Origin of the sequence: Rhodococcus sp. OK611 (assembly GCF_003050885.1) — a bacterium.
Classification (GTDB): Bacteria; Actinomycetota; Actinomycetes; order Mycobacteriales; family Mycobacteriaceae; genus Rhodococcus_G; species Rhodococcus_G oryzae.
In genome coordinates, this window is record NZ_QAOZ01000011.1 from 100,429 (window position 1) to 121,439 (window position 21,011).

22 protein-coding genes are annotated in these 21,011 nt (G+C 70.9%); 13 read left to right on the forward strand and 9 right to left on the reverse strand.

All coding sequences use genetic code 11. From position 1 onward, the window contains the following. Nucleotides 1–160 precede the first annotated feature (160 nt). Nucleotides 161–1,237: a glycerate kinase family protein gene (locus C8K38_RS15195; RefSeq protein ID WP_097212134.1), complete on the reverse strand. Its 1,077-nt coding sequence runs from the start codon at nt 1,235–1,237 to the stop codon at nt 161–163. A gap of 115 nt (nt 1,238–1,352) precedes the next feature. Here C8K38_RS15195 and C8K38_RS15200 point away from each other — a divergent pair, with 115 nt between their 5' ends. Next, a complete protein-coding gene (locus C8K38_RS15200; RefSeq protein ID WP_097212133.1) occupies nt 1,353–2,012 on the forward strand; it encodes a DUF3043 domain-containing protein in 660 nt (219 codons plus the stop codon). Nucleotides 2,013–2,022: 10 nt separating this feature from the next. On the opposite strand, the gene C8K38_RS15205 is transcribed toward C8K38_RS15200, so the two are convergent. Continuing rightward, nucleotides 2,023–2,247: a hypothetical protein gene (locus C8K38_RS15205; RefSeq protein WP_097212132.1), complete on the reverse strand. Its 225-nt coding sequence runs from the start codon at nt 2,245–2,247 to the stop codon at nt 2,023–2,025. Nucleotides 2,248–2,331: 84 nt separating this feature from the next. Between C8K38_RS15205 and C8K38_RS15210 the strand changes: the two genes are divergently transcribed. Genes C8K38_RS15210 through C8K38_RS15225 form a run of 4 tightly spaced genes read left to right on the forward strand, consistent with a single transcriptional unit; the run spans nt 2,332 to nt 5,817 of the window. After that, the gene (locus C8K38_RS15210; RefSeq protein ID WP_097212215.1) at nt 2,332–3,306 is read left to right on the forward strand and encodes a GlxA family transcriptional regulator; all 975 of its coding nucleotides are present in this window, start codon (nt 2,332–2,334) and stop codon (nt 3,304–3,306) included. Nucleotides 3,307–3,309: 3 nt separating this feature from the next. Next, nucleotides 3,310–3,867, forward strand: coding sequence for a bifunctional adenosylcobinamide kinase/adenosylcobinamide-phosphate guanylyltransferase (locus C8K38_RS15215; RefSeq protein ID WP_257017494.1), 558 nt, complete (start codon nt 3,310–3,312; stop codon nt 3,865–3,867). 55 nt (nt 3,868–3,922) lie between these two features. Further along, nucleotides 3,923–5,044, forward strand: coding sequence for a nicotinate-nucleotide--dimethylbenzimidazole phosphoribosyltransferase (gene cobT / locus C8K38_RS15220; protein ID WP_097212130.1), 1,122 nt, complete (start codon nt 3,923–3,925; stop codon nt 5,042–5,044). A 2-nt stretch (nt 5,045–5,046) separates the two neighbouring features. Beyond that, the gene (locus tag C8K38_RS15225; protein ID WP_097212129.1) at nt 5,047–5,817 is read left to right on the forward strand and encodes an adenosylcobinamide-GDP ribazoletransferase; all 771 of its coding nucleotides are present in this window, start codon (nt 5,047–5,049) and stop codon (nt 5,815–5,817) included. 15 nt (nt 5,818–5,832) lie between these two features. Here the strand turns inward: C8K38_RS15225 and C8K38_RS15230 are convergent, their stop codons facing one another. Continuing rightward, a complete protein-coding gene (locus C8K38_RS15230; protein ID WP_097212128.1) occupies nt 5,833–6,432 on the reverse strand; it encodes a peroxiredoxin-like family protein in 600 nt (199 codons plus the stop codon). Between the two features lie 100 nt (nt 6,433–6,532). Here C8K38_RS15230 and C8K38_RS15235 point away from each other — a divergent pair, with 100 nt between their 5' ends. Continuing rightward, nucleotides 6,533–7,411 carry a sigma-70 family RNA polymerase sigma factor gene (locus C8K38_RS15235; protein ID WP_097212127.1) on the forward strand — a complete coding sequence of 293 codons (879 nt, stop codon included), beginning with the start codon at nt 6,533–6,535 and terminating at the stop codon, nt 7,409–7,411. 43 nt (nt 7,412–7,454) lie between these two features. On the opposite strand, the gene C8K38_RS15240 is transcribed toward C8K38_RS15235, so the two are convergent. Continuing rightward, a complete protein-coding gene (locus C8K38_RS15240; protein ID WP_097212126.1) occupies nt 7,455–8,558 on the reverse strand; it encodes a branched-chain amino acid aminotransferase in 1,104 nt (367 codons plus the stop codon). A 32-nt stretch (nt 8,559–8,590) separates the two neighbouring features. Continuing rightward, nucleotides 8,591–9,691, reverse strand: a complete 1,101-nt coding sequence (gene gcvT / locus C8K38_RS15245) for a glycine cleavage system aminomethyltransferase GcvT (RefSeq protein ID WP_097212125.1) — start codon at nt 9,689–9,691, stop codon at nt 8,591–8,593. A gap of 83 nt (nt 9,692–9,774) precedes the next feature. On the opposite strand from gcvT, the gene C8K38_RS15250 reads away from it, so the two are divergent. Continuing rightward, nucleotides 9,775–11,289 (forward strand): leucyl aminopeptidase, encoded by a 1,515-nt coding sequence (locus C8K38_RS15250; RefSeq protein WP_097212124.1) that lies wholly within the window; start codon nt 9,775–9,777, stop codon nt 11,287–11,289. A 61-nt stretch (nt 11,290–11,350) separates the two neighbouring features. Here the strand turns inward: C8K38_RS15250 and C8K38_RS15255 are convergent, their stop codons facing one another. After that, complete coding sequence (locus C8K38_RS15255; RefSeq protein WP_097212123.1) at nt 11,351–11,689, reverse strand: oxidoreductase; 339 nt, start codon at nt 11,687–11,689, stop codon at nt 11,351–11,353. A 255-nt stretch (nt 11,690–11,944) separates the two neighbouring features. Here C8K38_RS15255 and sucB point away from each other — a divergent pair, with 255 nt between their 5' ends. From sucB to C8K38_RS15280, 5 genes are all read left to right on the forward strand, one after another. Continuing rightward, a complete protein-coding gene (gene sucB, locus C8K38_RS15260; protein WP_097212122.1) occupies nt 11,945–13,708 on the forward strand; it encodes a 2-oxoglutarate dehydrogenase, E2 component, dihydrolipoamide succinyltransferase in 1,764 nt (587 codons plus the stop codon). Between the two features lie 90 nt (nt 13,709–13,798). Next, complete coding sequence (locus tag C8K38_RS15265; protein ID WP_097212121.1) at nt 13,799–14,689, forward strand: TIGR01777 family oxidoreductase; 891 nt, start codon at nt 13,799–13,801, stop codon at nt 14,687–14,689. A 58-nt stretch (nt 14,690–14,747) separates the two neighbouring features. After that, the gene (lipB, locus tag C8K38_RS15270) at nt 14,748–15,512 is read left to right on the forward strand and encodes a lipoyl(octanoyl) transferase LipB (protein WP_097212120.1); all 765 of its coding nucleotides are present in this window, start codon (nt 14,748–14,750) and stop codon (nt 15,510–15,512) included. 63 nt (nt 15,513–15,575) lie between these two features. Beyond that, the gene (lipA, locus tag C8K38_RS15275) at nt 15,576–16,589 is read left to right on the forward strand and encodes a lipoyl synthase (protein ID WP_077041971.1); all 1,014 of its coding nucleotides are present in this window, start codon (nt 15,576–15,578) and stop codon (nt 16,587–16,589) included. A 56-nt stretch (nt 16,590–16,645) separates the two neighbouring features. Then, nucleotides 16,646–17,386: a DUF4191 domain-containing protein gene (locus tag C8K38_RS15280; protein WP_097212119.1), complete on the forward strand. Its 741-nt coding sequence runs from the start codon at nt 16,646–16,648 to the stop codon at nt 17,384–17,386. A 75-nt stretch (nt 17,387–17,461) separates the two neighbouring features. On the opposite strand, the gene C8K38_RS15285 is transcribed toward C8K38_RS15280, so the two are convergent. Beyond that, complete coding sequence (locus C8K38_RS15285; RefSeq protein ID WP_097212118.1) at nt 17,462–17,938, reverse strand: RDD family protein; 477 nt, start codon at nt 17,936–17,938, stop codon at nt 17,462–17,464. Between the two features lie 195 nt (nt 17,939–18,133). On the opposite strand from C8K38_RS15285, the gene glnA reads away from it, so the two are divergent. Then, nucleotides 18,134–19,570 (forward strand): type I glutamate--ammonia ligase, encoded by a 1,437-nt coding sequence (gene glnA, locus C8K38_RS15290; RefSeq protein ID WP_097212117.1) that lies wholly within the window; start codon nt 18,134–18,136, stop codon nt 19,568–19,570. 157 nt (nt 19,571–19,727) lie between these two features. Here glnA and C8K38_RS15295 read toward each other — a convergent pair whose 3' ends face one another. Both C8K38_RS15295 and C8K38_RS15300 read right to left on the reverse strand, forming a co-directional pair. Continuing rightward, the gene (locus C8K38_RS15295; RefSeq protein WP_097212116.1) at nt 19,728–20,258 is read right to left on the reverse strand and encodes a C40 family peptidase; all 531 of its coding nucleotides are present in this window, start codon (nt 20,256–20,258) and stop codon (nt 19,728–19,730) included. Between the two features lie 244 nt (nt 20,259–20,502). Beyond that, nucleotides 20,503–20,892 carry a hypothetical protein gene (locus C8K38_RS15300; RefSeq protein ID WP_245220967.1) on the reverse strand — a complete coding sequence of 130 codons (390 nt, stop codon included), beginning with the start codon at nt 20,890–20,892 and terminating at the stop codon, nt 20,503–20,505. Between the last annotated feature and the right edge of the window lie 119 nt (nt 20,893–21,011).

Below are 21,011 nucleotides of genomic sequence, written 5' to 3' on the forward strand. Positions count from 1 at the left end.
CCCTGTTCGCTCGTACCAAACCCGTGAACGCTTCAACGGTACTCTGCCGTGCAGTATTCCTGACGGGGCCGACGACGGTGACGGCGCCGTCGACAATGTTCCGGGTCGGACTGCCTCCAGTGTGCCGCGCCGCGCCCCTACCGCGCCACCAGCGGCCGTGTCATCGCCCCTCCTGCGGCCACTGCCGGGCCACCTTCTCGGTGAGCGCGCGCAGCTGACCAGCCGCATCGGACATCGCCAGGCGCACCGAGCCGGCGTGATCTGTCACCGAGTACACCGCGCGCAGGCCCGCGGCCTCGGCCTCGCCCGCATCCAGCTGCACCTGACCCGCGATCACCACGGTCGGCACCCCGTGCCCGGCCGCCGCCTCGGCGAGGGCGATCACCACCTTGCCGCGCAGCGACTGGTGGTCGAACCGCCCCTCCCCGGTCAGCACCAGGTCGGCGGACGCCAGCAGCGACTCCTGCCCGGTGTGGCTCGCGACCACCGCGGCACCCGATTCCCTCGTCGCGCCGAGCGCCAGCAGCGCCGCCCCGATCCCGCCCGCCGCGCCCGCCCCCTCGACGTCGGCCACCCGTTTACCAGCGGCCGACTCCAGCACCCGCGCCCACTCGGCGTTGCGCCGCTCCAGCACCTCGACCGCCGCAGCGTCCGCACCCTTCTGCGGCCCGAACACCACGGCGGCGCCGTGCTCGCCGAGCAGCGGGTTCCGCACGTCGGTGGCGGCGATCAGCCGGATCCCCGCCAGCCGCTCCCGCGCGGAGGCGACGGCCGCGCGGTCGGTCCCGCCGCCGAGAGCCTCGACCAGTCCCCTGCCGCCGTCGGTGCAGCCGCTGCCGCCGAGCCCGACCACCACCGTGGTGGCGCCCGCGTCCACAGCCGCGGCGATCAGCTGCCCGACGCCGCGGCTGTGCGCGGCGACCGCGGTGCGCGGATCCGGCGGCCCGCCGAGCAACGCCAGGCCGCACGCCTGTGCCGATTCGAGGTAGGCGGTGTCCCCGGCGGCCAGCCAGTGGGCCCGCACGGGCGCGTCGAGCGGGCCGTCGACGGCCACGGCGATCGGCTCACCGATCCGGGCCGCCAGCACGTCGACGAAACCGGGTCCGCCGTCCGACTGCGGCGCCTCGATCGGCTCGTCGTCGGGCCTGCCCGCGGACCAGCCGGCCGCCATCGCCGCGGCGGCCTGGACCGCGGTGAGGGTGTCCCCGAACGAATCCGGCGCGATCAGCACTCGCATCGGCCGAGTGTAGGACCGGCGGCGCCGCCCGGCAGCGCGGCGCGGGGTGACCCCGTGTCCATCCCGACGGGACGGGTGCGAATCGATGCACGCGCACGGCAAGTAACCTGAAGGGGTGAAGCTGCTGCGCCGAGGAAACTCCGACACCCCCGACAACGGCGACCATGAGGTCGTCGAGTCGACCGCGGTCGAACTGACCTCCCCCACGTCTGAGACCGAGGGCAAGGGCAGGCCGACCCCGAAGCGCCGCGAGGCCGAGAGCAAGCGACGCGGCCCGGTCGCACCCGCACCGCTGACCGCAAAGGAAGCGCGGGCTCGACGCAAGCAGACCCAGGGCAGCAAGGAGGAGCGCAAGCAGGCCTCCGCGGAGCGCCGGGCGACCGCCGCCGATCGACGCGCCCGAATGCTCGCGGGTGAGGACAAGTACCTGCTGCCGCGCGACAAGGGCCCCGTGCGCGCCTACGTCCGCGACCTCGTGGACTCCCGCAGGCACCTGGTGGGGCTGTTCATGCCGCTGGCGCTGCTGCTGATCATGGCGATGTTCCTGAGCCCCGCGATCCAGTCGATCGTGACGCTGGGCATGTTGGTGCTGATGTTGTTCATGCTGGCCGAGGGGTACATCATGGGCCGCACCATCAATCGGCAGGTCCGCGAGAGGTTCCCCGACACCATGGACGGCGGCCTGAAGCTGGGCTGGTACGCGTTCGTCCGGGCCTCGCAGATCCGGAAGATGCGGGCGCCGCAGCCCCGGGTCTCCCCTGGCGACGCCGTCTAGTCGGTACCCCTCAGCTGTGCGGCGCCCGGTGCCGCACGGCCTGGAGGTCGGCGAACATCCGTTCGGCGTCCCGATCGACGACGTTCACCGAACCCGAGGCGTCATCGGACCGAAAGTGGTTGAACCGGTATCGCCGGATGCCGGCGGGTTCCCGGTCCCGGTCGCGGCGGGCGACCGCCAGGAAGACTCCCTGTAGGGCGATCATCAGCAGGACGAGCGCAATGAATGTGGTCATGGCTGTAATTTTGCGGCCATGGATTTGCCGCCAACAGTGGCAGCAATGACATAGTTCGTCAATATCGCGCCATATACTGTGCTCATGCTGTCCTCGGTCGCGGTACTCCTCGTCGACCACGCCGCCATGTTCGAGTTCGGCGTGGTCTGCGAGGTGTTCGGCGTCGACCGCACCGCGGCGGGCCTGCCCGCCTTCGACTTCCGGGTCTGCGGCCCGGAGGCGGGCGTACCCCTGACGTCCGTCACCCCCGGCATCTCCATCACCCCCGAGCGCGGACTCGACGGACTGCGCGGGGCGGACCTGGTCGCGATCCCGGCCTCCGCGACCCGCACCGACTTCCCGCCCGCCGTCGTCGCGGCGCTGCGGGAGGCCGCCGACGCGGGCGCCACCGTGCTCACGGTCTGCTCGGGCGCGTTCCTGGCAGGCGCCGCGGGGCTGCTCGACGGACGCAAGTGCACCACCCACTGGGTTCACGCGGACGAGCTGGCCCGCGCCTTTCCCACCACCACCGTCGATCCGGACGTCCTCTTCGTCGACGAGGGCAACCTCATCACCAGCGCGGGCACCGCCGCCGGGATCGACGCCTGCCTGCACCTGGTCCGGCGCGAACTCGGCAGCGCCGTCGCGAACACCATCGCGCGTCGCATGGTGGTGCCGCCGCAACGGGACGGCGGCCAGCGCCAGTTCATCGAGCGGGCCGTGGTCGACTGCGCCGACGACAGCATCACCGACACCCTGCGATGGATGAGCGAGCACCTCGACGCCGCCCACAGCATCGAGAGCCTGGCGGCGCGGTCGACGATGTCGACCCGCACCTTCGCGCGGAAGTTCGCGGCCGAGACCGGGACCACGCCGGTCAAATGGCTGACGACGCAACGGGTGTTGCTGGCCCAGCAGCTCCTCGAGGAGACCGGCTACGGGCTCGAGGAGATCGCGGGCCGCTGCGGGTTCGGGTCCGGCGCGCTCCTGCGCCACCACTTCCACCGGCAGGTCGGGCTGGCTCCCGCCGACTACCGCCGACGGTTCGGCGACCGCGCCCCTGCCGTTGGTACCGTCTAGCCCGTGCCGTCCCCCGCCCCGCAGCCGCCGCTACGCACCCTCGTGCTCGGCGGGGCACGATCCGGCAAGTCCGGCCACGCCGAGGCACTGATGGACGGATCCGCGCCGACCGCCGTCCGCTACATCGCCACGGCCCGCCTCGACGCCGACGACGCCGACTGGGAGCAGCGGATCGAGGCGCACCGCAGCCGCCGACCGCGGGAGTGGACCACCGTCGAGAGCGCGACCGGCGCCGGGCTCGCCGAGCTGCTGCGCACCGACGCCGCCCCGACCATGGTCGACGATCTCGGCACCTGGCTGACCGCGGAGATGGACGCGGCGCAGGCCTGGGAACTCCCACGAGGCACCCTCGCCCCCCGGATCGACGACCTGGTCGACGCCGTCGCCGACCATCGCGGCAGACTCGTCCTGGTCAGCCCGGAGGTGGGCCTCGGCGTGATCCCCGAGACCCGGTCCGGTCGACTCTTCCGAGACGAGATCGGCTCCCTCAACGCGAGGATGGCCCAGGTCTGCGACGAGGTGCTCCTCGTCGTTGCCGGGCTGGCGACCAGACTCAAGTGACGCCTATTTCAAGTGACACGTTCAAGCGGTACCACGCTGAAGTGAGAGGTCAACTGTGACAACCGAATCGGGCATCCCCTCCGAGGCGGCCTTCGAGGCCGTCACGCCCCCGGACCCGGCCGTCGCGGCCGAGGCCGACGCCCGCCAGCAGCAGCTGACCAAGCCCGCGGGCTCGCTCGGCCGGCTCGAGGCGCTCGGCGGATGGGCGGCGGCCTGCCAGGGCCAGTGCCCGCCACGGGTGTTCGCGCGCCCCCGGGTCGTCGTCTTCGCGGGCGACCACGGCGTGACCGCGCACGGCGTGTCCGCGTACCCCGCCGAGGTGACCGCGCAGATGGTCGCCAACTTCCAGGCGGGCGGCGCGGCCGTGAACGCGCTCGCCGCCACCACGGGGGCGGGGGTACGGGTGGTCGACATCGCCGTCGCGACCGACACCGAGCCCTCCGTCTCCACGCACAAGGTCCGGCGCTCGAGCGGATCCATCGACCGCGAGGACGCGCTCAGCGAGTCGGAGACGCTGCAGGCCATCGCGGCGGGGCGCGCCATCGCCGATGAGGAGATCGACAGCGGCGCCGATCTGCTCATCGCGGGCGAGATGGGCATCGGCAACACCACGCCCGCGACGGTGCTGATCGCCGCGCTGACCAACACCGAGCCGGTCGCCGCGGTCGGGCGTGGCACCGGCGTCGACGACGCCGGTTGGAGCCGCAAGACCGCGGCCATCCGCGACGCGATGCGCCGGGTCCGGCCCGTCACCGCCGACCCGGTGGCGCTACTGCGGGTGGGCGCGGGAGCGGACCTGGCGGCGATGGCCGGGTTCCTGGCCCAGGCCGCGCTGCGCCGCACCCCCGTCATCCTCGACGGCGTCGTGGTGACGGCCGCCGCCATGGTCGCGGAGGACCTGGCGCCCGGCGCCCGCGAGTGGTGGGTCGCAGGCCACCGTTCCACCGAGCCGGCGCACACGATCGCGCTCAAGCACCTGCGGCTCGACCCGATCCTCGAACTGGGCATGCGACTCGGCGAGGGGTCCGGTGCGCTGGTGGCGCTGCCCGTGCTGCAGTCCGCGGTCGCCACCCTGGCCGACATGGCAACCTTCGCCGACGCGGGTGTGAGCACCGAATCCGATGAGCAGGCAACCGATTCCGAGGCCGACGACGAGACCGAGGCCGAGGCGCGCTGACGGTGACCGACGCGCTCGGCGGGATCCGGCTCGCACTGTCCTGGCTGACGGTGCTGCCCGCACGCCACGATCCCGACGCCCCGGCGATCGACCGGACGGCCGGCCGTCGGGCGATCGCCGCGACCCCGGTGGTCGGGATGCTGCTCGGCGCCGCCTGTGCCTGCCTACTCTGGTTGCTGCTCGCGGCCTCGCTCGATCCGGCCCTGGCCGGGCTGATCGCGGTGACGGCACTGGCGTTGCTCACCCGCGGCATGCACGTCGACGGGCTGGCGGACACCGTCGACGGGCTCGGCTGCTACGGCCCGCCCGCGCGCGCCCTCGAGGTGATGCGCGGCGGGGGTATCGGCCCCTTCGGCGTGGTCGCCCTCATCGTCTGCATCGGCGCGCAGGCCCTCTCGTTCGGCTCGCTGGCCCAGTCCGGGCAGTGGATCGCGATCGGTGTCGCCGTGGCGGCGGGCCGGGTGGCGGTCGTGCTCGCCTGCAGGCGCGGTGTTCCCGCGGCGGGCCCGACCGGGTTCGGCGCGCTGGTCGCCGACAGCCAGGGCCGGTGGTCGTGCGCGCTGTGGTCGCTGGCGCTGACCGCGGCTGCCCTGTTCGCGGTACCCGGCCGCTGGTGGCAGGGACCGGTCGTGGTGCTCGCGGCGCTGGCCGCGACCGCGCTGCTGACCCGGCACTGCGTCCGCCGGTTCGGCGGCGTCACCGGGGACGTGCTCGGCGCGGCGGTCGAGGTGACGGTCACCGTCGTCGCCGTCGGTGCGCTTCTGGCCGGGTGAGGCCGCGGGCGGGCGTCACCTCCGGGACGACGCGGCGGCGGCCTCGCTCAGGATCTCGTCGACCGACCAGTGATCGGCCGCGTGCCTGCCGTACCTGACGGCCCGCACCGTGCCCTCCTGGCCGATCAGGAAGTCCGCAGGCAGCCCGAGGACGCTCTGGCCGTGTGGGGTCGGCAGCCCGCCCGCCCGAACACCCTTCGCGACGACGGCCCAGGTCCGCGGGCGCAGCGGGGCGCTCCAGGCACTCGGGTGCAGCACCGCCCTGGCCGCGGATCCGACGCCGAAGGCGGCGTACAGGACCTTGTCGGGGTCCGCGATCGCCGCGAACGGCAGCCGGCCCTGGTGCGGCCGCATGTGCTCGGCCGGGGAATGGAACACCACGACCTCGCGGATCCCGGCGGCGCGGATTTCGTCGTGCCGCCGGGCGATCGACGCCAGGTGCACGTTGCAGATCGGACACCCCGCAAAGCGTCGGAACTGCAGATGGGCCAGCCCGGAGGGATCGGGCAGGGCGATCCGGTCCCCTCCGATGGTGGTCAGGGTCCGGTGCTCGATCGGGTCGCCGGGGCGCAATCGCCGCGCGGTGATCGGGGAGGTGTTCGTGACTGCGTTCATGATGTCGGGTCTCCTGTCTGATCACCCGGCTCACCGTTGTCACACCGGCCGGGTTCTGTCCGTCATCTAATTGACAGACGGCGACAAAGGAATGTGACCGATGGACGGCGACGACTTCTTGGCGGAAGAGTTCGAGGCGCACAGCGCACACCTGCGGGCGGTGGCCTACCGCATGCTCGGGTCTGTCGGCGAGGCCGAGGACGCCGTCCAGGAGACGTGGTTGCGGTTCAGCCGCGCCGACACGGACGACGTGCGGAATCTGGGCGGGTGGCTCACCACCGTGCTCGCCCGCGTGTGCCTCAACCTGCTGCGGGCCCGCGGTGCGCGCCGCGAGACCCTCCTCGGCGTTCATCTACCCGACCCGATCGTCGGCGGGCCAGACGACACAGGGCCCGAACACGAAGCGCTCCTTGCAGATTCGGTGGGGCTGGCGTTGCTCGTGGTGCTCGACACGCTGCCGCCGGCGGAGCGGCTAGCGTTCGTGTTGCACGACATGTTCGCCGTGCCGTTCGACGACATCGCCCCCATAGTGGATCGGTCGCCCGAGGCCGCCCGGCAGCTCGCCAGTCGCGCGCGACGACGCGTGCGGAGCGCCCCGGTTCCCGACACCGATCGGCCACGCCAACGCGAGGTCGTGGACGCCTTCCTGGCCGCCGCGCGCGGCGGCGACCTCGACCGGCTGGTGGCGCTGCTCGATCCGGACGTGGTCCTGCGGACCGACGCAGGAGCGGCCCAGGCGGGAGTACCCGCTGTGGTCACCGGGGCGCCTGCGGTGGCGGCTCGAACGATCACCTTCTCGCGACTGGCCCGGTTCGCCCGTCCGGTGCTGGTCAACGGGACCGCGGGGGTGGTCACCATCGCGCGGGGCCGGGTGCTCGCGGTCGTCGGTGTGACGATCAGGCGCGGGCGGATCGCCGAGATCGACATCCTCTCCGACCGTCGGCGGCTCGGCCGGATCGCCGTCGAGGACGTCGACTGACGCACCCGGTAGGTGCGCCTGCGGCGCCCTCCCGCTGCCGGACTCAGGCCAGCGTGGACATCCAGCCGTGGGTGTCCGCGAAGGTGCCGCGCTGGATCCCGGTGAGGGTGTCGCGCAGGGCCATCGTCACCTCGCCCGATCCGCCGTCGCCGATGGTGAACTCACCCGCGGCCGACTTCACCGTGCCGACCGGGGTGATCACCGCGGCCGTGCCACAGGCGAACACCTCGGTGATCTCGCCGGAGGCGGCCTTCTCGCGCCACTCGTCGGTGCTGATCTTGCGCTCCTCGACCGCGAACCCCGCATCGGCGGCCAGCGTCAGCAGCGAGTCGCGGGTGATGCCGGGCAGCAGCGCACCGGACAGCTCCGGGGTCACCAGTCGGGCGGACGAGCCGGACCCGAAGACGAAGAACAGGTTCATCCCGCCCATCTCCTCGACGTAGCAGCGCTCCTTCGCGTCGAGCCACACCACCTGGTCGCAGCCCTCGTCGGCCGCCTGCGCCTGCGCGACCAGCGAGGCCGCGTAGTTGCCTGCGAACTTGGCCGCTCCGGTGCCGCCGGGAGCCGCACGCACGTACTCGGTGGACAGCCACACGCTCACCGGCTTCACCCCGCGCGGGAAGTAGGCACTGGCGGGCGAGGCGATCAGCAGGTACCGGTACTCGGTGGACGGACGCACCCCGAGCCCGACCTCGGTCGAGATCATGAACGGGCGCATGTACAGCGAGTCCTCGCCGCCCGCGGCGGGCACCCAGTCCCGGTCCACCGCGAGCAGCTCCGTGATCGAGGCGAGGAACAGGTCGTCGGGCAGCTCGGGCATCGCGATGCGGCGGGCCGAGGCACGCAAACGGTCCGCGTTCGCGGTCACCCGGAACGAGGCGATGGACCCGTCCTGCTGGCGGTAGGCCTTGAGCCCCTCGAAGATCGCCTGGCCGTAGTGCAGCACCATGGCCGCCGGGTCGAGCTGGAGCGGGGCGTACGGCTGCACGGTCGGGCTGTGCCACCCGCGTCCCTCGGTGTAGTCGATCGTCACCATGTGATCGGTGAAGTACTTCCCGAACCCGGGAGCAGCCAGCACCCGATCGCGCTCCGCGGCTGTGGCGGGCGAGGGGTGCGGGATGCGCGTGAAGTCGAGAACACCAGTCATGGCGGGAATCCTATCGAACCGGGTGAGGACGTTTACTTGGTGTGGACGGGGACGAACGGCGGGTTGACGACCTCGCAGCGCAACGCCCTGCCGCGCACGTCGACCTCGATCTGATCCCCCGCCCCGACACCCGAATCGGTATCGATGAGCGCCAGCGCGATCCCGACCTTCAGGGTCGGCGAGAAGGTGCCCGACGTGGTCTCCCCGATCGGGGCGCCGTCACGCATGACGGTCTGGCCCTGACGCAGCACGCCACGGTCGAGCGCCTTGATGCCCCACATCTTGCGGGCCGGTCCGGCCTCCTTCTCGGCAACCAGCGCGGCGCGGCCCCAGAACTCCGGCTTCTTCCACCCGATCGCCCAGCCGCAGCGCGCCTGCAGCGGCGAGATCTCCGTCGACAGCTCGTGACCGTGCAGCGGGTAGCCCGCCTCGGTGCGCAGGGTGTCGCGGGCACCGAGCCCGGCGACCTCACCGCCGGCGGCACGGACCTCGGCGACGAGCGCGCGGAACACCTTCTCGCAGTCGTCCCACGCGGGGAGCAGCTCGTAGCCGTGCTCACCGGTGTACCCGGTGCGGCACACCCGGACGGTGACTCCCCCGAAGGTGGCGTCGGCGAAGGACATGTACTCCATGTCGGACGGAAGCCCAAGCGCGGCAAGGATTTCCGCGGACTTCGGGCCCTGCACGGCGAGCACGCCGAACTCGCGATGCTGGTCGGTCACCGTGATCCCGGCGGGAGCCTTGGCGGCCAGCTCGGCGACGACGGCCGCGGTGTTGGCCGCGTTCGGGACGAGGAAGACCTCCTCGTCGCTGACGTAGTAGACGATCAGGTCGTCGGTGACGCCGCCGGTCTCGGTGGCGCACAGGGTGTACTGCGCCTGGCCGGGCCCGATCTTGCCCAGATCGTTGGTCAGAGAGGCGTTCACGAACTCGGCCGCACCCGGTCCCGCGACCAGCGCCTTGCCCAGGTGGCTGACGTCGAAGACGCCGACGGTCTCGCGGACCGCGGTGTGCTCGGCCACCACACCCGCGTAGGAAACCGGCATCTCCCAGCCGCCGAACGGGGCGAAGGTGGCACCCAGTTCGGCGTGCACCGCGCGGAGGGGGCCCTGCAAGAGTTCAGCGTCGCTCATGGGCGAACACGCTAGCCGACCGGGGCATCGCCCCCGCACTAGAGTTGGCCCGCAGTTGTTCACCAACAGATCAGGAGATCGAAGTGAGTGCCGCCAAGACCCCCACCGCGCCCCTCGGCCCCGAGCTCGCGCTGGCCGGATCCGTCGCCGAGTCGGTGGAGGTCCTCGTCATCGGCCTCACCAAGGGCGCCGAAGGCCCGGAGGCCTCGGTCGGCGATGCGCTCGACGACGCGACCGCCGAGGCGGTGCTGGCCGGGCTGGTCGCGGTCGGGGCCACCGGCAAGGCGGAGGAACTGACCCGGATCCCGGCGCCCGCGGGCTCGGGCGTCGCCAGCATCCTCGCGGTTGGGCTCGGCGACCCCGACGACGTGGACGCCCAGCGGATCCGCGAGGGCGCGGGCGTCGCGGCCCGCGCACTGGCCGGGACCACCGTCGCGGCGACCACGCTGTCCTCGCTCGACCTCGGCGCGGCCGCGGAGGGCTTCTACCTCGGCGCCTACACCTTCACCCGGTTCAAGTCGGCCAAGTCGGCGCCGAAGGACAACGGGAAGCCGCTCGCCCGCGTGGAGCTGCTCGTCGAGGAGCCCGGCGACCAGGAGTCCGCGAGCACCCTCGCCCGGTCCGCCGCGATCGCCGAGGCCGTCGCCACCGCGCGTGAATTCGTGAACACCCCGCCGAGCCACCTCTTCCCGGAGGAGTTCGCCGCCCGCGCCGAGGCGCTCGGCACCGCGGCCGGACTCGAGGTCGAGATCCTCGACGAGAAGGCGCTCGAGAAGGGCGGCTTCGGCGGCATCCTCGGCGTCGGCAAGGGCTCCTCGCGTCAGCCGCGACTGGTCCGGCTCACCCACAAGGGGTCCGGCGGCAGGTCCGTGGCCCTGGTCGGGAAGGGCATCACCTTCGACACCGGCGGCATCTCGATCAAGCCTGCCGCGGGCATGGAGAACATGACCTCCGACATGGGCGGCGCCGCGGCGGTCGTCGCGACGGTGGTGCTGGCCGCGAAGCTCGGCCTGAGGGTCGGCGTCGACGCCTGGGTGCCGATGGCCGAGAACATGCCGTCCAGCACCGCGCAGCGCCCCGGCGACGTGCTCACCCAGTACGGCGGCACCACGGTCGAGGTCATCAACACCGACGCCGAGGGACGGCTGATCCTGGCCGACGCGATCGTGCGGGCCTGCGAGGAGAAGCCCGACTACCTGATCGACACCGCCACCCTGACCGGGGCGCAGATGGTGGCGCTTGGCAACCGCACGCCCGGCGTGATGGGCACCGACGAGTTCCGCGACCGCGTCGCCCGCATCTCGCAGCAGATCGGCGAGAACGCGTGGGCGATGCCGCTGCCCGGCGAGCTGCGCGCGGACCTCAACTCGAAGGTCGCCGACCTGGCCAACGTCACCAACCATCGCTGGGGCGGCATGCTCGCCGCCGCGATCTACCTCAAGGAGTTCGTCGCCGAGGGCGTGCAGTGGGCGCACATCGACGTGGCAGGTCCGGCCTACAACACCGGCGGGCCGTTCGGCTTCACCGGCAAGGGCGGCACCGGGGTCCCGGTGCGAACCATGATCAGCGTCCTCGAGGACATCGACCAGCAGGGCTGACACCCTGTGAGTCCTTCCGGCCCCGCCGCGGGCCGGAAGGACTCACGGGCGGCGCGGCCGCCTACGCCTCGCGGGCGCGGTTGCGCAGGATCTTCTGCCGGGCGTCGTAGTCGCGCATCCGCTGCGGGTACCCGGTCTTGTGGACGTCGTACACGGGGATGTGCAGATCCTCGCCGAGGCGGCGGGCTCCGTGCACCCCGCCCACCGGGCGTCGCGTCCATTCCCCGTCGTTCGCGACCAGCACGACCGTGACCGGCGTGACGGTGGTCTGCGGCTCGACGAAGGCCTCGACCCCGGTGTGCGTGTGCACCCAGTTCGCCAGGTACTTGGCGTCGGGTCCGCGCGTGCCGTGTCGGCCGGAACCCGCCCGTCCCCTCGAGAGCCTGCTGAAAAGACCCACGTCCTACCTCCTCCCACCGTGGCGCGACCGCCCGTTCTGACCAGTTTCAAGTTTGCCAGCGCTTGCTGAGAACTGAATGTGGAACATGTGACCAGGCCCTCATAGGACGGGCGAATCCGATCAATGACAGGATGGGTCCGCGAGGTCCACGGTTCGCAACACGCCCCGTGGACCCAGTACGACACGCACAATGGATTTCGACCACAAGTCGGCAAAACTCAACAACCCGAACACAACTGTCGAGGAGTCAAAAGCATGGCCTTCTCCGTCCAGATGCCAGCTCTTGGTGAGAGCGTTACCGAGGGGACTGTCACGAGGTGGCTCAAGCAGGAAGGAGATACGGTCGAAGTCGACGAGCCCTTGCTCGAGGTCTCCACTGACAAGGTCGACACCGAGATCCCTTCCCCGGTGGCAGGCGTGCTGACCAAGATCGTCGCGCACGAGGATGAGACCGTCGAGATCGGCGGAGAGCTCGCCGTGATCGGCGCGGCTGGAGAAGCCGCCGCACCCGCGCCCGCAGCCGCCCCGGAGCCCGCCGCCGCACCCGCACCGGCCGCACCGCCTGCGCCCGCAGCAGAGGCACCCGCCGCACCCGCCCCGGCCGCAGAGGCACCCGCCGCACCCGCGCCCGCCGAGGCGGCGTCCGGAACCCCGATCACCATGCCGGAACTCGGCGAGTCCGTGACCGAGGGCACCGTCACCCGCTGGCTCAAGGCGGTCGGCGATTCGGTCGCCGTCGACGAGCCTCTGCTCGAGGTCTCGACCGACAAGGTGGACACCGAGATCCCCTCGCCCGTCGCGGGCACGCTGCTCGAGATCAGCGCCCAGGAGGACGACACCGTCCCGGTCGGCGGCCAGCTCGCCGTCATCGGTTCGGGCGCCCCCGCCGCCGCGCCCGCCGCGCCGCCGGCTCCTCCGGCACCGGCCGCCGCGCCGCCGGCTCCCCCGGCTCCCCCGGCACCGCCGGCTCCCCCGGTCGCACCTCCAGCTCCCCCGGCACCGGCACCCGCTCCCGCAGCTCCGGCTCCCGCAGCTCCGGCCGCGCCCGCTCCGGCGGCCGCACCCTCCGGTGACGGCAGCCCGTACGTGACCCCCCTGGTCCGAAAGCTGGCCACGGACAACAACGTCGACCTGTCGACGGTCACCGGCACCGGCGTCGGTGGACGGATCCGCAAGCAGGACGTGCTGGCCGCAGCCGAGGCGAAGAAGGCCCCGGCCGCAGCCCCGGCAACCGCTGCTCCCGCCGCCGCGGCCCCGGCCGCACCGGCCGCGGGTGTCCGGCCCGAGCTCGCGCACCTGCGCGGCACCACCCAGAAGGTCAACCGGATCCGCCAGATCACCGCGGTCAAGACCCGGGAGTCGCTGCAGACCACCGCGCAGCTGACCCAGACCTTCGAGGTCGACGTCACCAAGATCGTCGCCCTGCGGGCCCAGGCCAAGGCCGGGTTCGCCGAGCGTGAGGGCGTGAACCTGACCTTCCTGCCGTTCTTCGCGAAGGCCGTCGTCGAGGCGCTCGGGGCACACCCGAACGTCAACGCCAGCTACAACGAGGACGCCAAGGAGATCACCTACCACGCGGCCGAGCACCTGGGCATCGCCGTGGACACCGAGCAGGGCCTGCTCTCCCCGGTGATCCACAACGCGGGCGACCTGTCGCTGGCCGGCCTGGCCCGCGCGATCGCGGACATCGCCAAGCGGGCCCGCTCCGGCGGCCTCAAGCCGGACGAGCTGGCCGGTGGCACCTTCACGGTCACCAACATCGGCAGCCAGGGCGCCCTGTTCGACACCCCGATCCTGGTGCCGCCGCAGGCCGCCATGCTCGGCACGGGCGCGATCGTCAAGCGCCCGATGGTGATCACCGACGAGAACGGCAACGAGTCCATCGGCGTCCGATCGATGTGCTACCTGCCGCTCACCTACGATCACCGCCTGATCGACGGCGCCGACGCGGGTCGGTTCCTCACCACGATCAAGCAGCGGCTCGAGGAAGCCTCGTTCGAGGCGGACCTGGGGCTCTAGCTCGACCTGTAGATCGGCAGCACGGACACGCCCGTCGGGGGCACCACCGGATCACCGGTGGTGCCCCCGACGGCGTCAGGAGGCAGCACGATGCGAGTGACAATCGCCGGCTCGTCCGGCTTGATCGGGTCATCCCTTGTGGCTTCGCTGCGGGCGGACGGCCACGAGATCCGGCGGCTGGTGCGGCGGCCTGCCGCGGGTCCGGACGAGTACCGGTGGGTCCCCGAGCGCGGCGAGCTGGACGAGCGCGCCTTCACCGACGCGGACGCGGTGGTGAATCTGTGCGGCGCCAACTTCGGCGATACCCGGTGGAACGGTGCGTTCAAGCAGACGCTGCGGGACAGCCGCATCACCTCCACCGACGTGATCGCGCGGGCGGTCGCCGATGCCGGGGTGCCGACGCTGCTCAATGCCAGCGCGGTCGGCTACTACGGCGACACCGGCGAGCGGGTCGTCGACGAGACCGCGGCGCCGGGAACCGGCTTCCTGGCCGACCTGTGTCGGGACTGGGAGGCGGCGACCATGCCCGCCAGGGAGGCCGGGGTGCGCACCGTGCTGCTGCGGAGCGCGGCGGTGATCTCGCCGCGGGGCGGGCTGCTCGGCCGCCTGCGTCCGCTGTTCCGGTTGGGGCTCGGCGGCCGACTCGGCACCGGGCGGCAGTACCTGTCCTGGATCTCCCTCGAGGACGAGCTCGACGCCATCGCGTTCGCGCTGCGAACCGAGACGTTGAGCGGCCCGGTGAACCTCGCCGGGCCCTCGCCCGCGACCAACGCGTGCTTCACAGCCGAGCTGGGCCGCGCCCTGCACCGCCCGACGCCATGGGTGGTGCCCCGATTCGCGGTGCGCGCGCTGGTCGGCGAGATCGCGGACGAGGTCGCACTGACCGGGCAGCGGGTCCTACCCACGGCGCTGGAGAGCGCCGGATTCACCTTCCACCACAACACGATCGGCGAAGCCATCGACGCCGCGCTGTCGGACTGACTGCCCTCGGCCCGGACCGCGCCCAGCCGACCGGTGGGCCCGGCGTAACGTGTGCCCCATGGGCACCACTTCCTCGGTTCGGTTCAGCACGGATCCCCTCGAGGTGCGGAGTCTCGGCACTCTCGACTACCTGGCGGCATGGGATCTGCAGCGCGAACTGGTCGCCGAGCGGGCCGCGGACAGCGGGCGTGACACCCTGCTGCTGCTGGAGCACCCGTCCGTCTACACCGCCGGGCGTCGCACCGCCCCTGAGGACCGGCCCACCGACGGCATCCCGGTGATCGACGTGGACCGCGGCGGCAAGATCACCTGGCACGGGCCCGGACAGTTGGTCGGCTACCCGATCGTCAAGCTCGCCGTGCCGGTCGACGTCGTGAACTACGTCCGGCGGATCGAGGAGGCACTGATCTCCGTCTGCACCGACCTCGGCATCGGATGCGGACGCGTCGAGGGCCGCTCAGGAGTGTGGCTGCCCGCCTCGCTGACCGGCGGGTCCTGGCTGCCCGAGCGCAAGATCGCCGCGATCGGCGTCCGGATGCAGCGCGGGGTCGCCATGCACGGCTTCGCGATCAACTGCGACGCGGACCTCGGGGCCTTCGACGAGATCATCCCGTGCGGCATCGCCGACGCAGGCGTCACCTCGCTCTCGCGTGAACTCGGGCGGACGGTCACCGTCGCCGAGATCACCCCTGTTGTCGTCGCCGCGGTCGCGGCCGCGCTCGACGGCGAACTCCAGGTCACCGAGCACGACATCGAGCGCATCACCTTCGACGAGGCGGCCGCGGCCGCGCCTACCCGCTTCACCACGCACCGGTTCGCCTGACGCCCATCGCCTGCGCCTCTCCCGGTCGATCGGCGTCCTCGCGCCGGGCGTAGCATCGGAGCCGTGACTGTGGCCCCAGAAGGACGCAAGCTGCTCCGTATCGAGATCCGAAACGCGGAGACCCCCATCGAACGCAAACCCAACTGGATCAAGACCCGAGCGAAGATGGGCCCGGAGTACTCCGAGCTCAAGGGTCTGGTCAAGCGGGAGGGTCTGCACACGGTCTGCGAGGAAGCGGGCTGCCCCAACATCTACGAGTGCTGGGAGGACCGCGAGGCCACCTTCCTCATCGGCGGTGAACAGTGCACCCGCCGATGCGATTTCTGCCAGATCGACACCGGCAAGCCGGACGCGCTCGACCGCGACGAGCCGCGCCGCGTCGCCGAGTCGGTGCAGGCGATGGGTCTGCGGTACTCCACGATCACCGGCGTCGCCCGCGACGACCTCGAGGACGGCGGCTCCTGGCTGTACGCCGAGACGGTCCGCCAGATCCACGCCCTCAACCCCGGCACCGGCGTCGAGAACCTGATCCCCGACTTCAACGGCAAGCCGGATCTGCTGGCCGAGGTGTTCGAGTCGCGGCCGGAGGTCCTCGCGCACAACGTCGAGACCGTGCCGCGGATCTTCAAGCGCATCCGTCCCGCGTTCCGGTACGAGCGCTCGCTCGGCGTCATCACCGCCGCCCGCGACTTCGGACTGGTCACCAAGTCGAACCTGATCCTCGGCATGGGCGAGACGCCAGAGGAGATCCGTCAGGCGCTCGTCGACCTGCACGAGGCCGGCTGCGACATCATCACCATCACCCAGTACCTGCGTCCGTCGCCGCGGCATCATCCCGTCGAGCGGTGGGTCAAGCCGGAGGAGTTCGTCGAGCACTCCCAGTTCGCCACCGAACTCGGCTTCGCGGGCGTGATGGCCGGACCGCTGGTCCGCTCCTCCTACCGGGCCGGTCGCCTCTACGCGCAGGCGATGGCGCACCACGGCCGCGAGCTGCCCGAAGGCCAGGCACATCTCGCCGACGGGGGCAGCGCCTCGCAGGAAGCCAGCTCCCTGATGGAGCGGCTCGCCCGCGCCTGAGCCCGACCACCACTCGGGTGCGATCGGCCTCCGGCCAGGGACGTATCCTGTGACGTATGGCGAACGGCAAGGGCAAGCCCACCAAAGAGGCGAAGGCTGCGGCGAAAGCGGCCCGTAAGCAGGCATCGAAGGAGCGCAGGAGCCAGCTCTGGCAGGCGTTCCAGATGCAGCGCAAAGAAGACAAGCTGCTGCTGCCGCTGATGATCGGTGCCGTCGTCGGGCTCGCCGTGGTGTTCTTCCTTGTCGGCCTCATCTTCGGAATCGAGTGGTTCCTGCTGCCGATCGGCATCCTGCTCGGCGTGCTCGCCGCGTTCATCATCTTCGGCAGGCGCGTGCAGAAGACCGTGTACGGCAAGGCCGAGGGCCAGGCAGGCGCCGGTGCCTGGGCACTGGACAACCTGCAGGGCGGCTGGCGGGTGTCCAACGCGATCGCCGGCACAACCCAGCTCGACGCCGTGCACCGGGTGATCGGCAGGCCGGGCGTCATCCTGGTCGCCGAGGGTTCGCCTCAGCGGGTGAAGTCCCTTCTCGCGCAGGAGAAGAAGAAGACCGCGCGGCTCGTCGGCGACACCCCGATCTACGACATCATCATCGGCAACGACGAGGGCCAGGTGCCGCTGTCGCAGCTGCAGAAGTACCTCGCGAAGCTGCCGAAGAACATCGACACCAAGCGGATGGACTCGATCGAGGCGCGGCTGGCTGCGCTCGGCGCCCGCGGCGGCCCGGCCATGCCGAAGGGCCCGCTGCCCGGCGGAGCCAAGATGAAGGGCGTCCAGCGCACGATGCGCAGGCGCTGACCCTCCCCCCCTCACAACCGAAGTGCCCTCGACGTGAATCACGTCGAGGGCACTTCGCGTTCGGGTGCGGGGCTACTAGCGCGAGCGAACCAGCGCAGTGCCGGTGGCGCGGTCGTGCATGCCGCGGCCGTCGAGATCGGTGATCAGCGCGGGGATGACGAACACCAGCAGCACCTGGCGGGCCAGCGCACGCACGATGCCGACGGGCACCGGCGCGTCGACCCGGGCCACCTGCAGTCCCACGCAGTACTGGCCGGGGGTGAAGGAGAACAGCGAGACCGTGAGCACGCCGACGACGAACCAGACCATCAGGATGATGCTGCCGAGCCGGCCGTCGAGCGCATCCCCGCCGAGGATCAGGAGCGCGACGCCGCCGCCCATCAGCCAATCGATCATGAAGGCCGCGAGACGTCGGCCGGACCCGACCAACGATCCGCGGCCCGACTCCGGCAATCCGAGCCGCTCGCCCTTGTAGAGGTTCTCGGTGCCGTCCTCCCCCTTGGGAAGGGCCGCCGAGGGGCCGGAGAGCCAGGATCCAGTGCTTCGCGCCATGCTCCCCAGGATAGGCCCAGCGTGGCGGGTGGATCACGATGGCCCGGGGAGGGTGTGAGATACACCGTTTTCCGAGACGTGTAACACTGGCGAAACACAACCTTGATTGCTGGGCAACACCAGGTCCATACCGTCTGTCTCGACGCAAGCCGCCGGAATGCACAATCGGCAGGCACCAACTGAAGGAGCACACGCGTGGCGTTCACCACGGCCGAAGAGGTCATCAACTACATAGCCGACGAAAAGATCGAGTACGTCGACATCCGGTTCAGCGACCTGCCGGGCGTTCAGCAGCACTTCTCGATCCCGGCGTCCGCGTTCAACAAGGACGTCTTCGAGGACGGCCTCGCGTTCGACGGTTCGTCCGTCCGCGGCTTCCAGTCGATCCACGAGTCGGACATGATGCTCCTGCCCGACGTCAGCACCGCCCGAGTCGACCCGTTCCGCGCCGCCAAGACGCTGAACATGGACTTCTTCGTGCACGACCCGTTCACCCGTGAGTCCTACAGCCGCGACCCCCGCAACGTCGCGCGCAAGGCCGAGGAGTACCTGGTCAGCACCGGCATCGCCGACACCGCCTTCTTCGGCGCCGAGGCCGAGTTCTACATCTTCGACTCGGTCCGCTACGACTCCGGCATGAACGGCGCCTTCTACGAGCTGGACTCGATCTCCGGCTCCTGGAACACCGGCAACGAGGTCAACGCCGACGGCAGCCCGAACCTCGGCTACAAGGTCCGCCCGAAGGGTGGCTACTTCCCGGTCGCCCCGTACGACCACTACGTCGACCTGCGCGACGAGATCTCCACCAACCTGCAGAACGCGGGCTTCGAGCTCGAGCGCGGCCACCACGAGGTGGGCACCGGCGGCCAGCAGGAGATCAACTACAAGTTCAACACCCTGCTCGCGGCGGCCGACGACCTGCAGCTGTTCAAGTACATCGTGAAGAACACCTGCTGGCAGAACGGCAAGTCCGCGACCTTCATGCCGAAGCCGCTCTTCGGTGACAACGGCTCGGGCATGCACGTGCACCAGTCGCTGTGGAAGGACGGCAAGCCGCTCTTCCACGACGAGTCCGGCTACGCGGGCCTGTCCGACATGGCCCGCCACTACATCGGCGGCATCCTGCACCACGCACCGTCGCTGCTGGCCTTCACCAACCCGACGGTCAACTCGTACCACCGCCTGGTGCCGGGCTACGAAGCCCCCATCAACCTGGTGTACAGCCAGCGCAACCGCTCCGCGGCGGTGCGTATCCCGATCACCGGCAACAACCCGAAGGCCAAGCGCATCGAGTTCCGCGCGCCGGACTCCTCGGGTAACCCGTACCTGAACTTCGCCGCGCAGATGATGGCCGGCCTGGACGGCATCAAGAACAAGATCGAGCCGATGGCGCCGGTCGACAAGGACCTCTACGAGCTCCCGCCGGAGGAGGCCCGCAACATCCCGCAGGCCCCCACCAGCCTGGCGACGGTCATCGACCGCCTCGAGGCCGATCACGAGTACCTCACCGAGGGTGGCGTGTTCACGACCGACCTGATCGAGAGCTGGATCTCGATCAAGCGCGAGCAGGAGATCGCCCCGGTGAACCTGCGGCCGCACCCGTACGAGTTCCAGCTGTACTACGACGTGTAAGTCGGCTCCGCCGACGCGACGCGCAAGTCGGCTCCGCCGACGCGACGTGCAAGTCGGCACTGCCGACGCGACGTCTGAGTCGTTCGAACTACTGAACAACTGAACACACAACGGCGCCCCGACCATTTCTGGTCGGGGCGCCGTTGTCCTGAGGGGGTCAGTACCGCCGGGCGGCGGTGAAGGGCATCGAGTCGAGCGGTGCCCGCTTGACCGACTGGCCGGGGGTCGGCGCGTGCACGACCATGCCGCCGCCCGCGTACAGGCCGACGTGCTCGGTGCCGTAGAACAGCACGACGTCGCCCGGCTGCAGGTCACCCTTGCCGACCGGCGTTCCGCCGTTGATCTGGTCATAGGTGGTCCGCGGCACGGACACGCCCGCCTGCCGGTACGCCCACTGGACCAGGCCCGAGCAGTCGAAGGTGTCTGGGCCGGTCGCGCCCCACACGTAGGGCGCGCCGATCTTGGTCTGCGCGGCGTCGAGGGCGCGCTGTCCGTGCGTGACCACGGCGTCCGGGGTGATCGCGCCCACCGGCGGCAAGCCGGGGATCTCGATGTTTCCCAGCCCCGGGATACTCAGCGGCTGTGCCACCGCGGGGGCGACCGGGATCATCACCGCTCCCGCGGTGATCGCCCCCAGCAACAGACCACGGGCGATTCGGTTGTTCTTCTGCAGGCGGTGCTTGCTCATGCGAGGGGTCCTCCGGGAGTTCCGCTGACCGATACCTCGTGTGGCTCGATCTACTGGCGGAACCCAGAGTCCCTTCGTTATCTAATCGAGACATCGGGAGAACTACCCGCATGGGTACCCGTTTTGTGATGTTTGGGTACCTGGTGTGATGCGTCGGTTACCCGGGCCGGAATCCGTACCGACTCCCCGGTCCGTACGCGCGGCAGCGCTCGCACCGGGTCCCGGTGCGAGCGCGACACCCACGCTATGAAGGGGTGTTGATGTAGTCCTCGATCGCCTTCTGCGCCTTGGGGTTGCCATTGGCGATGCCGATGAGCGCGCCGGTGACGGCACCGGTCGGCAGCCCGATCATGCAGCCGGCGAGGCTGCCGGGGAACATCGAGAGGCATCCCACCCCGAGCCCGATGGCCGCGCCGATCGCCGTTCCTGCCGCGCCGCCGTTGGCCCAGCCGAGATTGAGCTCGTTGAGCATGTTCTCCAGCGCCGCCTGTTTCTGGGCCTGGTCGACCAGGTGCACCCCCGGGACCACCGGTCGCGGCGGGCCCTCGTCAGGGGCGATCGGGCTGGCGTGTGCGGTTCCCGCTCCGGCAATCACCGCCGCGGCGAACAGGGCCGATACTGACGTTCGGGTCATCAGTTTCATGTCGATCCTCACCTTGCAGACGAAGGACGAGCCAGGACTGACTGTAACTTCCGGTCGCGGCGGTGGGTGAGCGAAACGCCGCAATTCCCCCGGCTCCGACCGGCGCCGAT